Raw genomic sequence first — 14,986 nt, 5'->3', positions numbered from 1 at the left:
TCGGCCTCGGCAAACCCTTTTTCCATCTCACCGCGCCGAACCTTCCACTCAAGAAGTAGGTTGCCACCCGGATTTGATTCGTGAATGACCGGGCTATCGGGCCCAAGCGCCTCCTCGGGATCCGTGACGGCAGGGAGATCCTCGTAGTCCACCTTGATCAGGCGGCAAGCCTCCTCGGCCGCCTCCCAGCTCTCGGCGCAAAGCGCCACGACGGGATCACCTTCATAGCGGACTCTTTTCTCGCAGAGAACTGGCTGATCGACGACATAGAGCCCGTATGCGTTTTGTGGGACATCGCGGCCCGTAAGTACACAGACGACCCCCGGCACGCGCTCGGCCCGCGAGGTGTCGATGCTAAGAATCCGCGCATGCGCCCGGCCTGCTCGCAGAACCGCCCCATAAAGAACACCCGCAGGATTGAGGTCGTCCACATAATGATTCTCCCCCGACACACCACCAGGGGCGTCGTCACGCGAAATACGCTTGCCTACAATACTCATGGAATCTGAGGTCATCCGGGTATCCTCCCAAGTTTGAAGACATTCTTTTAATTGATTGAAGTTCAATTTTTGGAGACAAGTAGCGCCAAATCGCCCTAATAAGAGTAATATATCTTATTTATAAGCATCCGCCACCTCAACCGCTGGAGTCGGCATAGTGAGCGTCGAATTGGAATTGTCCATTTTCGAGGCTCCCTCTTCACACCGTTGTGAGAGGCCCTGCCCCGTGATAGGCCTTAATGAACTGATTCCATTCCGAAAGGAGAACACCCATGCGCGCAGTTTATGTCGAAAAGCCTCATTCCTACGAAGTGTGCGACATGCCCGATCCCGAGCCTGGCCCGGACGAGGTGCTTGTTCGCGTCAAGGCGTGCAGTTTTTGCGGCTCGGACACTCATTTAATCGAGGGAAAAATGCCCGGTGTGGTCTATCCCTTGATCCCCGGACACGAATGGAGCGGTGAGGTGGTGTCGGCCGGCGAGCGTGTCGATGAGTTCGCGCCGGGCGACAGGGTCGCCACCGAGAGCCACGCGGGGTGCGGGAGGTGCGCTAACTGTGTGCGTGGCTACTACACCATCTGCGAGAATTACGGCCGTCGACCGCTTCATCGCCAGATAGGGATGACCACCAACGGTGGTTTCGCACAGTATTGCGCTGTGCCCGTAAAACTCCTGCACCGCCTGCCCGAGGGCATGCCCTACACCACAGGGACGCTGATGACGACGGCGGGAACAGCCATCGTCGGGCTTGAGCGTTGCGGGGTCGAAACGGGAGATAGGGTACTGATCTACGGTGCCGGCGCCATCGGTTTGCTGACAATGCAGTTTGCGCAATTCCTCGGTGCGGGAGAAGTCTGCATCGTCGATACCGTGGCCTCGCGTCTCGAAATCGCAAAACAACTGGGTGCCGATGTCACGGTATGCGCCGGGGTGGACGATCTCGACGTAACTCTCGCCGAGCGGGGCTGGAAGCTAGGTCCCGATCTCACAGTTGAGGCAGCAGGGGTCGGCGCACTACAGGCCGAATGTATTCGGCGGGTGCGACGGGGCGGGCGGGTGCTCCTACTCGGCATCACGGGGGGCGAGGAGCCACCGGCTCCACTGAATCGCCTTCCATTGGATCAAATCACCATCTACGGAATCAGGGGCGAGGGGGACTATTCCGTCCAACGAGCCGTTCGAGCCTACGAGAGCGGGCGAATCGACAGTAGCGCCATCAACACCCACGTCTTTACGCTTGAGGAGTTCGCCCACGGGTTCGAGGTGTTCAGCGGAAAAGCGGCGGGGGCAATTAAGGTGGTACTGGAATGTTAGTTTGAATCGAAAAAATGCGACGCCCAGAAAGCCAAGTATCCTACTCTTCCCAGGTGTCCCGCACTTTTTGGAAACCCTCGCTCTGCTCTTCAAGCACTTCGATCAGAAGGGGATCAAACTGGGTGCCCGCGCCATTGAGCATGTATTTCAGTGTTTCTTCGTGCGACCAGGCTTTTTTGTAAACACGCGGTGAAGTCAACGCGTCATAGACATCGGCGATTGCTACGATACGAGCTGAAAAGGGAATTTTCTCTCCGACAAGACCGGAGGGATATCCATTTCCATCCCAGAACTCATGGTGATGACCCGTTATGTCCACACCGAGAGATAAGAAGCTCTCGTCGCCGATGTGAGACTGGGCTTTTTTCACAGTCTCTAGGCCAATGCGCGCATGGGTCTTCATTACGGCATATTCCTCGGGCTCAAGACGCCCAGGCTTGAACAAGATGCCATCTGGGATGCCAACCTTGCCCACATCGTGAAGAAGGGTCGAGAGACAAAGATCATCCACATACTCTTTTACGAGAAAGTGAGGTCTTCTTTTCTCATCGACCATCAAGGCTTCGGCGATGATCCGGGCATACTCCTGCATACGCCGCAGATGGCCACCAATATCCCGCGCCCGGGACTCGGCGAGCTCTGCAAGTGAGTAAATCGCGGCCTCTGTCATTTCATCGAGATAGGCGGTACGCGCCGCCACCTCCACTTTCAAAGACTGATTCCATGAGTCGAGTTTCTGGTTATGCACATCGGCGAGAAGAAGAAGTTCGGCGTTCTTCTGGTTGGTCTCCTCGAGTTTTTCGTTTTGCTCGCGCGTGAGACGAAGAAGCTCCTCGTTTCGCTCCCGCAGTCGAACTTGTTCTAAACATTCTTCTACAGCAGTCATCAAATTCCGGAGATCGAATGGCTTTGTTAGTATGCGATTCACCGACCCACGATTAACAGCTTCCAAGGCCAATCGAAGATCGGTGTGACCCGTGCACAGAATTCTGGGAATAAGAGGATATTTTTCACTGGCATGGGCGAGAAAATCAATCCCACTCATTCCGGGCATCTTTTGATCAGATATGATCAGATGCGGTTGGGCTTCGGTAAGTTGCAAAACCGCCTCATCGGCACTTGATAAAGAGGAGACCTCGAATCCTTTGCGCTCAAGATAATTACCCAAGGATTCGCGCACATCTTTTTCATCGTCAACAATCATGACCGAATATCCGCACTCCTCGCCCTTCTGCTTCGTCGAATCTACCGAGGAGCTATCCACATTTATTAAAGCTTTCATCTCTTACCACCCTCTACTTAATTGATTTGCAAGCAAGTTCTAGTGCCTCATCAAATGTGACCTCTGGAAAACAGTCAAGACCTGAATTCTCAATACAATTATAGACATTCACTTCCGTGTCTTTAAGTACTTGGGCCGCATACTCGAACATCTTTAGCAGCCAAGGAAATTGCGTATTCCCTAATCGTCCTGAATCGTTATCGGTTCCAAAAAACTGATCGTCTTCATGTCGCCGCAAATCGAGCCCCAGGCAATAAATATCCTCAAACCCCATATAGGCGGCGAGTTGGAGCGCCAGATAGGAAATCGAATAACCTGAATAGACACCCATCTCAAGATCTTGACTAAAACCCTCGGCTCCCAACAATTTCAGCGGAATTCCGACGGAGCAGCCCTCGGGCGTGAATAGATTGCCAACACTACTGAACATCTCCGGCGAATCATTAACCAGTTCAATATCCATCGTGCATTGATATCGTGCATCAGGGTAAAAAAGATTCGACCGATTCAGCCCCAGAACAATATGCCCAGCAAGAGAATCTAAATTTAGATTACTCAGTGATGGGCGGGATGAAAGGATAAATATTTTTTCTCCCTTGTGAATATTCTTGAAATCCAAAATATTGGTCATCGTTTCCAAGTGCCGTTCTCCGGGGGCGAATCTTAACTTCTACCTATTCGGCCATCGTGATATACGTCCTTCACACTCATCAATCCACGGTGGTGACTTACTAGATAAAACCAAAATCGCCACTCGACTCCAAAATGAGAGATCTTTATACAAAGAACTCTCATTTCCTTTGGTAATTATAGAGCCCCCCTTACCCGCAGGGGTTATAGACTAGCTAGATCAATGTTAGGAGTTTGTTTATTAAGACTTTATTATTTTTGTTATTCAAGGAATATTTTATCGCTCACCCACCACATTCAAAGAGTGTGAAAGGTCGCCAAAAAATACAGGAGCCCGAGCCATGCAATTTCAGACAATTAAACCCCTTGAGACACTTCGAGACGTTTTAGGGGGATTTGAGGAGGAGAAAAAAAATATTTACTATTCGTTGACGAACTTGTAGCCGACCCCACGGATGGTTCGAAAAAATTCCGGGCGCACAGAATTTTCCTCAAGCTTTTTTCTCAGTTGAAAAATGTGAAAATCTACGGTTCGAGTCGTAGGAAATTGATCTTGCCCCCAAACACTCTCAAGCAACTGATCTCGCGAGAGGGCCTCTCCTTGATGCTGAACTAGATAATAAACAAGATCGAATTCCTTGGCAGTCATCTCTACAATTTCGCCAGCACGAGTAACCTCTCGGCGAATAGGAACGATCTTGATATCTCCAAATTCAAAAATCTGCGGCGGCTCTGGCGCTCCGCCTCGTCTTAAGACAGCCTTTACGCGAGCAAGCAATTCAAGTGTACTGAAAGGCTTCGTTATGTAGTCGTCCCCTCCTATCATCAAACCTTTGGCTTTATCCACATCTTGTTGGAGCGCGCTCAGAAAGATGATTCGGGTGGACGGTGATAATTTTCGCAGCCTACGGCAAACCTCAATGCCATCCATACCAGGCATACGCACATCCAGAATCACCAGGTCAGGAGGATCCGTCTTAACCGCGTCTAATGCCATTTCGCCGCTCGTAGCCGTATCCACGTCAAAGCCCTTGCTCCCGAGATAATCGATCAATCCCTCGAGAACATCGCTCTCATCATCCACAAGGAGAATTTTAGCCTCAGACATGTATGCCATTCCCTTTAAAAATATTACTCATACCGGCACTATAATTACATATACCATATTGATGCAATCGCCCCTCAAACTCCAATATCCTCCAAAGCCTCAGGCAGCCGAACGGTAAACGTGGATCCTTCTCCAGGCTGGCTTTCGACCGACACTTCCCCTTCGTGGCTCTTTACGATCCCATGCAACACGGAGAGGCCCAGCCCGGTACCCTTATCCGCTGGCTTGGTGGTAAAGAAGGGGTCGAATATCTGAGGGAGAACATCTTTGGGAATACCCATACCAGTGTCCGAAATTTGGAGCTCCCAGAAATCTTTTCCGGCGTGGTCACTTCTAGTCGAACAAATCGATAGCACTCCGCCATCAGGCATGGCGTCCCTGGCATTACTAATCAGATTGAGAAAAACCTGCTGAATTTGGCTGGAATCTCCCATAACAACGAAGGGAACATCATTCACTTCCATATCAAGTTTGATGCCAGCTGGCGCAAGCTCATGCCTAATCAGCTCAAGACTGAAGCGAAGCGCCTCGTCTGGATCGAAGGGCTCCATCGAAGGAACTTCATCTCTGGAGAAGCGGCGTAGATCGTCGCAAATGTTTCGAATGCGGCGGACGTTCCGGACAATAATATTGGCCGATTTGCTCTCAAAACTTTCTTCCTCAGCATCCTCGCCGATCATTTCAGCTCGCATTAAAATGACGCTCGCAGGATTGAGAATTTCATGGGCCGCTCCCGCAGCCAGCACACCGAGGGAGGAGAGTTTCTCGGCACGGATATTCATCTCCTGGCTTCGGCGAAGCTCATCCAGCGTCTCTTTCATTTGCGAATGGTTTGCCGCATTCCGAATGGTAATCGCGGCCATATTTGCAAAAGCATTAATAAGCTCGTATTCGCCTTTTGTGTAAATCCGCGGCTCAGTTGCCAAACAACTCAGCACACCGATAACCTCGCCTTCGCTTTTGAGAGGGACACCCAAAAAATTGCGGATGCCGTAGTCCCAGGAAGCTTTTTGCATTTTCCAATTCGGGTCCTCGGGAACGTTTTCGACAAACAGCGAGGAGCCCTTCTCGACAGTCAAGCCGACCCCACCCTCCCCGACACGGTAAAAGCGGTTGGCTGTTTCGGTGTGATATCTTCCCCGGAAAGCACGCAGGGCAAACACCTCTCCTTGACGCGTGAAAACACCCACATAGGGCACGTTCAAAAGTTGCACCGTCGATTCGAGTATGGCTTCCAGCGCTTCGTCCAAATCGAGGCTGGTACCCACTTTCTGGGTAAGTCGGTTCAGTGTCATAAGCCGCTCGACGTACTCTTCTCGCTCTTTTTCCGTTCTCTTACGCTCGGTCAGATCGCGGATAGTACCGTTAAACAGCCGTCGTTTTCCGAGCCAGATTTCGGTTACGGAAAGGTCTACCGGAATCGTTGTGCCGTCCTTGCGGAGGGCAGGAACCTCACGCGCTTGGCCTAGTATCCCAGGGATCCCAGTTTTTAAATAATTATTGATGTAGGAATCGTGCTCGTTTTGAAATGGATTGGGCATCAGCATGGAGACGTTCTGACCAACGACTTCCGCCGAGGTGTAGCCCGTAAGTTTCTGGGCAGAGGGATTGATCGAGTCCACAATCCCGCGTTCATCGATAGTGATGATGCCGTCCACCGCCGTGTCGAGAATGGTCCTCAATCGCTGTTCTCTCTCAAGCAGGGCTTCCTCGGCATGTTTTCTACCGGTCAGATCTTTATGTATCGCGGAAATCGCTATGAGATTCCCTTCCGCATCTTTCACCGGCGAAAGGGTAAGGGACACGGCTACCAAGGACCCATCTTTACGATTTCTCTGCGTTTCAGTATGGAAAGCCACCCCGCTCTCCGTGACCCGGTCTGACACCGAGCGCAACCATCTTGCACGCTGATCATCAGGAATGAGCAGATCAGAGAAGTGTTGACCAAGAGCCTCATCGTTCGAGTAGCCGAACAGTTTCTCGGAGCCCCGGTTCCAGTAGATGATATTTCCCTCGATATCCGCGACATGAATGGCATCCGCATTATCGTCCACAACACTCTCGAAAAAGATCCGGCTCCTCTGGGCCTCCTCGTGTAGCCTAGCGTTCTCAATCGCGATGACGGCCTGATCTGACAAAGAGCGGAGAATTTCCTCATCCATGCTCGAAAAAGCACCCCGCCCCGCTGTCAGACAAAAAATCACCCCAATTATTTTCATCCCTTCTCGAAGAGGAACGCCGACATACGAATAAATACCATTCTTCCGTGCCCATTCCTTCATCCGGAACTCGGGCCAATCCAAAACATCAGGGACCACAATGCTCTCGCCGGTTCTGACTACATAGCCTGCGGCGCCCTCTCCTTCCCTGAAGCGATCGAGCGATTCCCTGACCTTAACAAGCTCGCCCAGTAACACACGGGGAATAAGCTCCCCTGAAGTTTCGTCAACCAAGACAATTCCCACGCTGTTCGCCTCAAGCAATAATTCCGCCGCGTGGCCTACACTTTCAAGCACTTCGCTAAGATTGAGATTTTCCGATATCTTCCGGCTCAAATCGTTAAACGCCGCCATACGCTGGGCCCGCTCCTCCGACTGTTGAAGAAGCGATGCATTTCGAATCGCCATCCCTATATGGTCGGAAATAGCCGAGAGCAGTTTTGCCTCGTCGGTGATAAAAGCATCGACCTCCCGCCGGCTCAAGGCCATATGCGCGATACAATCACCTTCCTGAACAATCGGAATTATCAGTGCGCTACGGTAACCCGCCTCGGTCATGACCCTGGCGTTATGGGAATCCATCTCCTGGTAGTCGCGGATAATGACAGGCTGTTTCGTTTCATACATCTCCATTACCCAACTTCTCTCACCGGTTTCCCATTTCAGATTTTCAAGACCACCGCCTCCATGGGTATCGTCTCCGTACAAAAGCTGAAATCTGTCATTTTCACGATCAATGGTGGCGATTACACAACGATCGCTGGGAATCACCTTACGTATTTCCCCGACTATCGTTTGGAACAAAACATCGGGATCAAGCTCAGAACCAACAACCCGGGCAATTTCAGCCGTTGTCTCAAGCCGAGCAGCCCGTGCCTCGGATTCACGGTAAAGAGTTGCGTTTCGTATCGCTGTGCCCAAATAACTCGCGACAGACAAAAGCAACGCTTCATCTTCAGCAGAATAAGCTCCAATCTCAGTGCTCATGACCCCGAGGTGAGCGGCGCACTCCCCGTCCTGGAGAATCGGAACGACCATATTGCTTCGGAAACCGGCGGCGGCCAGTGTCTGGGAGCGAGGATCCGAACTTTCACTAATGTCGGGCACCCTGAACGGAAGATGCTCATTGTAAACCCGTTGGTAATAGCGCGTTTTCCTGACGTCGTAATTCTCGGCCCGCTCGACTTCAATATCGGACACCAACATCCAAACTCGACGCTCGAAAGTTTCCGGTCGGAATGAAGAGATGACACACCAATTGCAGGAAATCACCTTTCGAATTTGCTCGATGATAGTCTCGAACAACTCGCTAGGTTCGAGTTCAGAGCCCGCCGCCTGCGCGATATCGTTCACCGACTCTAAGCGCGCAGCCCGCGCCTCGGCCTCGCGGTAAAGAGAGGCATTTCTGATCGCAGGCCCCAGATGTGGTGCGATTGATTTGATTAATATCTCATCCCTTTCGGTAAATCCATTTTCCTCGGCCCTCGACAGCGAAAGATGCGCGATACATTCATCACCCTGAAGGATGGGAACTATCATCCCGCTCAGAAGACCCGCTTCCGTGAATTGCCGAGCCCGGAGATCGGTCCGCTCCCCGAAATCGGATACTACGAAAACACGTTTTTCCTCATATACATGTTCGTACCACCATAGGGCCTCGGTATTTCCTTCCAAAAACGCTCTATTTTTCTCGTCGGTTTCGTTATTCATATAACTGATTCGAAAAGATCCAGGGTCCACCTTTCCGACAACACAACGCTCGCAGGGAATCACCTTTTGGATTTCCCGGGCAATGGTCCTGAATACCTCATCGGGCTCAAGCGTCGAGCCCACGGCTCGCGCTATTTCACCCGACAGCTCCAGGCGCGCATTTCGCTCCTCGGATTCCTTGTAGAGGTTGGCGTTTCGAATTGCCGAGGCCAGATGGGCGGCGATGGACGCGAGTAATTCTTCATGTCCTTTGGTAAACGCACTGACGCGCGTGCTGTAGAGCGCTATATGGGCGATGCAGATATCGTCATGAACAATGGGAACAGTCAATCGGCTTCGTAAGCCAGCCTCCAGTAGTTTTTTGTGCCATGGAAAAGAATCCGACTGAATGTCTTCAGAGTTAATAGACATATGATTGCGATAGACAGTTTCCGCAAAATCCTCATCAATCAAATCGGTAGGAGTGCGCCTCCCAACTTCAATATCCGATTCCAGGTGCAAGTACGAATAATTACCGGTTTCAATATCAAATTTTGAAATCATGCACCGCTCACAGGAAATCACGTTGCGAATTTCCTGCACAACTCTCCGGAGCAACTCTTCAGGCTCTAGTTCCGAACCCACGACCCGGCAATTTCACCCGACAGCTCCAGGCGAGCATTTCGCTCCTCGGATTCCTTGTAGAGGTTGGCATTTCGAATGGCTGTGCCCAGATGCCCAGCAATCGACATAAGCAGGGACACGTCTTCGTCGCTGTATGCCCCAGCCTTGGTGGAAGCGAGGCCGATATGGGCGATGCACTTGCTGTCCTGAAGCACCGGGACCACCAGATTGCTCCGAAGTCCGGTTTTGACAAGTTGTTTCGCCCTCGGCGTGGGCACCTCCCCCAGATCGGGAATATTCATTGGCAATTGGTCGAGGTAGACCCGCTGATAATATCTTAACTTTCGAATATCCGACGCAGTAACTAGGGGCAACTCGAATTTCGACTCCGTCACCCAGTTAAATAGCCGAAATGTCTCCGGAATATACGAGCCAACAACACATCGTTCCGCAGGAATCTTTTTTTGTATTTCATGGGCAATGGTTCGAAAAAGTTCATCCGGCTCAAGCTCCGAGGCCACGACCCGAGCAATCTCACCTACGACCTCAAGGCGTGTCGCTCGCACCTCAGCTTCGCGGTAAAGCAAAGCGTTTTTAATCGCCGTGCCAAGCTGAGGGGCAAGTGTTACCAGCAATTCTTCATCGGCGGCAGAAAAAGCATCCGTTTCCTTGCTGGCCAAAACCATGAGAGAGAGTATCTTGCCTTCAATGGATACGGGGACCATCATGACACTGCGGTACCCTAATTTCAGATTGCGTTCACCGCCCTCGGAATATTCGAGAAGATTCGGAATATACAGTGGTCGTTTCGATTCATAAATTTTGTCGACTAATATCCGGCTCCTGAATTCCTTTTCCGAGGTCAAACTCGAAGATACGTCGGCACTCTCATAACAATAACGGTAGAACCTTTTCTCTATGTCGAAGCTCGCGAGCACAAACCGGTGGCACGAAACCACTTGGCGAATTTCGCCCGCAAGCGAATTAAAAAGCTCCTCGGGCTCAAGTTCGGAGCTAACGACCTGCGCGATTCTCCCTACGAGTCCAAGACGCTCCGCTCGCTCCCGGACATCCTCGTGAAGCTCTGCATTCATAAAAGCTATGGCCGCATGAGGAGCGAGTTCTTGTAAAACTTCTACGGCAGAATCGTCAAAGAAATTCACCGTATCCGCGTAGCTGATAATAACAATGGCCTGGCGATCAAGCTGAATGGGAAAGGCGATACACGAGTGAAGATTGTTGCTCTTCATCCATTCGGAGCTGAAGACACGGGGATCGTTATGTAAATCGTCGATTATTTGAGGCAAACCCGTTCTAACCGCGATTCCCGAAAAGCCAACTTTGAAATTTATTTTCTTGAAATTTGGACTCGATAATTCACCCCAAGTCGCCACCTCTTGAAATGAATCCGAATCATTGTCGTAGAGAAGTATCCGGGATTTGCCGCCACCTGTGAGCTCGGCAGCCGCGCGGGCGATGTCTAAAAGTACTTCGTCAGGATTGAGGTTTCCCGAAATCGTCCGGCTGATCCGGTTCAAAATGGCAAGCTGATCGGCGTGTTTATGGGCCTCGGAAAGAAAATGGAATTTCTCGATGGCAATCGAGACCAGACCACCTAATGCGCTGGCAACCTGGCGTTGCTGGAAATTGTATTCAGCTCTCTGCTGGTGAAACAGAACAAGGGCCCCGTACTCATTTCCATCAACATAAAGGGGTATTACACACATCGTGGCATGTTCGGCTTTGCGATGCTCCTCTTGGCTAAATACCCTAGGATCATTAGAGGGATCCTGAACAACTTCAATATCTCTACTAGAAAAAGTATCTGACAATATGACATTAGGTTTGGTGCGGGCATTCATAGCCGACAAATAGTCAGAAGGCATGTTAAAGGAAGTCAACAACTTCATGGTGTAGGCCTCGGGGGTCATGGAGACCACCTGCTCCACCAAGGACCGATCTGCCCCAAGCGCCTTACACACCTCCTCGCAGACTGACTGCAGAATATCGGGTAACTCTCTTTTATGGAGAATATTTTGTGCCGCTATGGCAATAGCGTCGTAGCCGAGAGTCTCGGCAGAGACGGCGTTTAATTTCTCTTCTGGAAGAGAAGTATTTTCCTGAGTGGGCGTGCTCATTTGATATCCAGAAAATTTGAATTAACTTAGCTCAAAAATCGTTAGTTAAAACACCTTTTAGAGCTTAGAATTTCTTTCGGTAAGAGTTGATTCCTCGCCTCGGAATACAGCCTTTCATTTTAACTTTGCCAGAGGGGGGGGCGTCAACTATTATTTCATAAAAAACAACACGTTAAAGTCAACCTCAGCGCTCAATTTACCCGGGCAGTCCCGATAACAAGTAACAATAAGCATCATGCGGTTAAAGCTCGACAATCGAGATGAGATGAGGCAAAACAAAATAGAGAAATCGTTTTTCACAAAATCGCCCCTCATACTTCAAATTCTACCGAGTTCCTAACAATTGCCTAACAATTGCCACCACTATTATTTATATTATTAATCAGTTAATTGATTTAACCCTCAGACCCACGAAGGCGAGAGTACGTGTTGGCCCTGGCAAGTGTATTGATTGTTGATGACGATGATGACTTGCGGAACTCGCTAAAAAGCCTGCTTGAGCGTGCGGGCTATGATGTATCCACCGCCGTCAATGGCAACGAGGCGGTACGCATTTTCAGATCAGAACCAACAGCGCTGATAATCACCGACATTATTATGCCCGAGAAGGAAGGGCTCGAAACGATCATCGAACTCCGTCAGGAATACCCCGAGGTAAAAATTATCGCCATATCGGGCGGCGGCCGAATCGGCGCAAAGGGCTATCTCCAACTGGCCCAGGCGTTGGGTGCCAACGCTACCCTGACAAAACCTTTTACCCGGACCGAATTACTTGAGAGTATCAAGGAGATTTCAGCCCAATAGCAACGCCCCTTACACGCAATATTCCCAATCAGCCAAACCATGACAGCACCCACTATCCCAATGAAAAAAGAGCCGGCTCTCGCCGGCTCCTTAGTGATTTCTGGTCGGGGCGAGAGGATTCGAACCTCCGGCCCCCTGCTCCCAAAGCAGGTGCGCTACCAGGCTGCGCTACGCCCCGACATATTCTCAAACAGCGGCCAGGCAGAAAACTCCCCTCCGCCGGACACCTCTTATAACCGATGCCCACCGCCCCTCCAAGCGCCTTTCGGAAGAGTGTGGCGCAAAAAATATAAACCAGGCGCCAAGGGCAACTACCATAACACCGGCGATATAGAAAACGTTCTTTTATGCTCGCAAACGACTGCCTGGGCACACAGTGTTCACGAGAAAGGAGAGAGCGATACCCTCAATTCAAAACTACCACACCCAGAGATTTGGCCCGAAAATTGATCCATAAGGATACGAATACATCCCTCTAACAGAGGGAAAGAGCAACTAGGCCGATGCCAGAGCGACCCCAGCGCGTCTATTTCTCTGATAAAAATAGAGTGCCGCAAACACCACCATGGCAACGAGTTGAACCGCTATCCTTGATCCGCCCGTAAATTCAATCACCAGCGAGGGACGGAAAGCCACCACACAAACAACAAGAAGCACCCCGCGCTCCGGCCATGTGCATTCATCGGCGAAAAAGCCCTGAAGCGCCGAGGCGAAGGCAAAAATCGCCACAAGTGAGGAGACACATACCCATACAATCTTAAATATGTCATCGATCCAGATGATTTCCCCCTTGGGGCCAACACCCGAGATCATCAATAGCTCAAGGTTAAAAATAAATACGAAAGGTAGAATCGCCGTTCTAAGATCATAGATAAAACCCTGAATCCCTGTTTTTATCGGGTCGGATTTCGCAATGGCCGAGGCCGCGAAGGCCGCAAGGCCCACCGGTGGCGTGTCGTCCGCCAAAATTCCAAAATAGAAAACGAAAAGATGCGCCGCCAGCAGCGGCACAACCAGCCCGGATTTGGCCCCGAGCGTCACGATGACCGGAGCGGTGAGCGTGGCCATGACGATATAGTTCGCCGTCGTGGGAAGCCCCATGCCCAGGAGAAGACTTGTCCCCGCCGCGAGTAGCAACATCAACACCACGTTGCCGAGCGAGATAATCTCTATTGCCTCGATAAAACGGCCACTCAGACCGGTCAGCGTCACTGTCCCAACAATAATACCGGCTGCCGCAGTGGCCACACCGATGCCCATCATGTTTCTGGCACCCGCGATGAGGCCTTGCCACAGGTCTCCGAAACTCACACCGAAGCCATGGAGCGCAGCATGCCAGAGGCGATCCTCAAATTCTTTGAAATGTTTGGAGCCGAAGAGACGCGATGGTTTCGTTTCGCCTTTCTCAAGCAACATCTCGCGCATCACCCGCACCGATTCCTCAAGCGGGCGCTGGATAACGATAATCGCCATCGTCAACATAATGGCGTTGAATGCTGATGAAATGGCTGAAAAGCGAAGGACCACCAAGGTATAGATCAGCATCAGAATTGGAATTAGGTAATGAAGCCCCCCCAGGAAAGTTTTCCAAAACGGAGGCAACTCAGAGCGGCTCATCGGGCGCAGATCGAGTTTCATCGCCTCAAGGTGAACCACGTAAAAAAGCGCAATATAGGAAAGAAATGCAGGAAGCACCGCTGCCCGAACAATGTCCAGATAGGCCAGCCCCAGAAACTCAGCCATGATAAACGCCGCAGCCCCCATGACAGGGGGCATAAGCTGGCCATTCGTCGAGGCCGCGACCTCAACCGCCCCAGCCTTGTAGTCGGGAAGCCCCACTTTTCTCATGAGCGGTATGGTAAACGTTCCCGTCGTGGCCACGTTTGCAATCGAGGATCCTGAAACCAAACCGGTTAAACCAGAGGCAACGACCGCCGCCTTCGCCGGGCCCCCACGAAACTGCCCAAGGGCCGCGAAGGCAACCTGGACAAAATAATTCGCGGCCCCCGCCTTATCCAAAAGAGAACCGAACAGAACGAAGAGAAAAACAAAACTCGTGGAAACGCCTATCGGAACGCCCCAGATACCGCTGTCGCTCAAATACATATGATCCACGACGTAATCAAGCGGGACACCTGGATGCGCCAGGAAGGGCGGCATCCAGGGACCAATGAAACAGTAGAGCAAAAACAGCATCGCCAGCACCGGAAGCGCTGGCCCAAGAGCACGACGCGCCGCCTCTAGTAGAAGGCAGACCAGAATTGACCCGACAACAACATCCCGCGTGATGGGGTCCCCTGAGCGCTCAATGATGCCCCCGTAGTCCCACGCCATATATATCGAACTCAACCCTGCCGCTACGGCAAGCACAAAGTCATACCAGGGAATAGCAAACTTGGTGGAGCGCTGCGCCAGCATAAAACCTGGGAACAACTGAATTGCGAAAGCACTCAATCGACCCTGCTTGCCATCCACCCTTTTCCCCGGGAAAGCCAGATAGACCATCGTAATGGAGAAGGTCAGATGGATACTCCTAGCGATAACGGAGTTAATGGGGAAATAGGCAATATAGAGTTGGAACAGAGACCAGACGATGGCTAGGCCAGAGATTAGCCAGGTGGTGACGTTGAGTGGCTGGCGCCCTCCCCCTTCGGCCTCGGCGGCAATCGCCTCGGCCTC

General features: G+C 51.3%; 9 protein-coding genes and 1 tRNA gene. 2 read left to right on the top strand and 8 right to left on the bottom strand.

The features are described 5' to 3' along the window. Window positions 1-515, bottom strand: a 515-nt coding sequence (locus HOJ95_17200) for a hypothetical protein (GenBank protein ID MBT6396432.1), incomplete at its 3' end; no start/stop codon positions are given. A 257-nt stretch (window positions 516-772) separates the two neighbouring features. On the opposite strand from HOJ95_17200, the gene HOJ95_17195 reads away from it, so the two are divergent. Then, complete coding sequence (locus HOJ95_17195) at window positions 773-1,813, top strand: alcohol dehydrogenase catalytic domain-containing protein (protein MBT6396431.1); 1,041 nt, start codon at window positions 773-775, stop codon at window positions 1,811-1,813. A 40-nt stretch (window positions 1,814-1,853) separates the two neighbouring features. Here HOJ95_17195 and HOJ95_17190 read toward each other — a convergent pair whose 3' ends face one another. From HOJ95_17190 to HOJ95_17170, 5 genes are all read right to left on the bottom strand, one after another. Next, entirely contained in the window at window positions 1,854-3,095 is a 1,242-nt protein-coding gene (locus HOJ95_17190) for a response regulator (GenBank protein MBT6396430.1), read from the bottom strand. Window positions 3,096-3,108: 13 nt separating this feature from the next. Then, window positions 3,109-3,735 carry a hypothetical protein gene (locus tag HOJ95_17185; GenBank protein ID MBT6396429.1) on the bottom strand — a complete coding sequence of 209 codons (627 nt, stop codon included), beginning with the start codon at window positions 3,733-3,735 and terminating at the stop codon, window positions 3,109-3,111. 411 nt (window positions 3,736-4,146) lie between these two features. Then, window positions 4,147-4,833, bottom strand: a complete 687-nt coding sequence (locus tag HOJ95_17180) for a response regulator transcription factor (protein MBT6396428.1) — start codon at window positions 4,831-4,833, stop codon at window positions 4,147-4,149. Between the two features lie 74 nt (window positions 4,834-4,907). Further along, window positions 4,908-9,386, bottom strand: coding sequence for a GAF domain-containing protein (locus tag HOJ95_17175; protein ID MBT6396427.1), 4,479 nt, complete (start codon window positions 9,384-9,386; stop codon window positions 4,908-4,910). Then, the gene (locus HOJ95_17170; GenBank protein MBT6396426.1) at window positions 9,371-11,503 is read right to left on the bottom strand and encodes a GAF domain-containing protein; all 2,133 of its coding nucleotides are present in this window, start codon (window positions 11,501-11,503) and stop codon (window positions 9,371-9,373) included. The genes HOJ95_17175 and HOJ95_17170 overlap by 16 nt, the downstream gene beginning before the upstream one ends. A 435-nt stretch (window positions 11,504-11,938) precedes the next feature. Here HOJ95_17170 and HOJ95_17165 point away from each other — a divergent pair, with 435 nt between their 5' ends. Next, window positions 11,939-12,307 (top strand): response regulator, encoded by a 369-nt coding sequence (locus HOJ95_17165; protein MBT6396425.1) that lies wholly within the window; start codon window positions 11,939-11,941, stop codon window positions 12,305-12,307. 101 nt (window positions 12,308-12,408) lie between these two features. On the opposite strand, the gene HOJ95_17160 is transcribed toward HOJ95_17165, so the two are convergent. Continuing rightward, a tRNA-Pro gene (locus HOJ95_17160) sits at window positions 12,409-12,485 on the bottom strand. 317 nt (window positions 12,486-12,802) lie between these two features. Then, window positions 12,803-14,986: TRAP transporter permease (locus HOJ95_17155; GenBank protein MBT6396424.1), on the bottom strand; the 2,184-nt coding region annotated here is incomplete at its 5' end.

Source organism: Nitrospinaceae bacterium (assembly GCA_018669005.1).
In the GTDB taxonomy this organism is placed as follows: domain Bacteria; phylum UBA8248; class UBA8248; order UBA8248; family UBA8248; genus UBA8248.
This window is presented reverse-complemented; position numbering and strand designations above follow the sequence as displayed.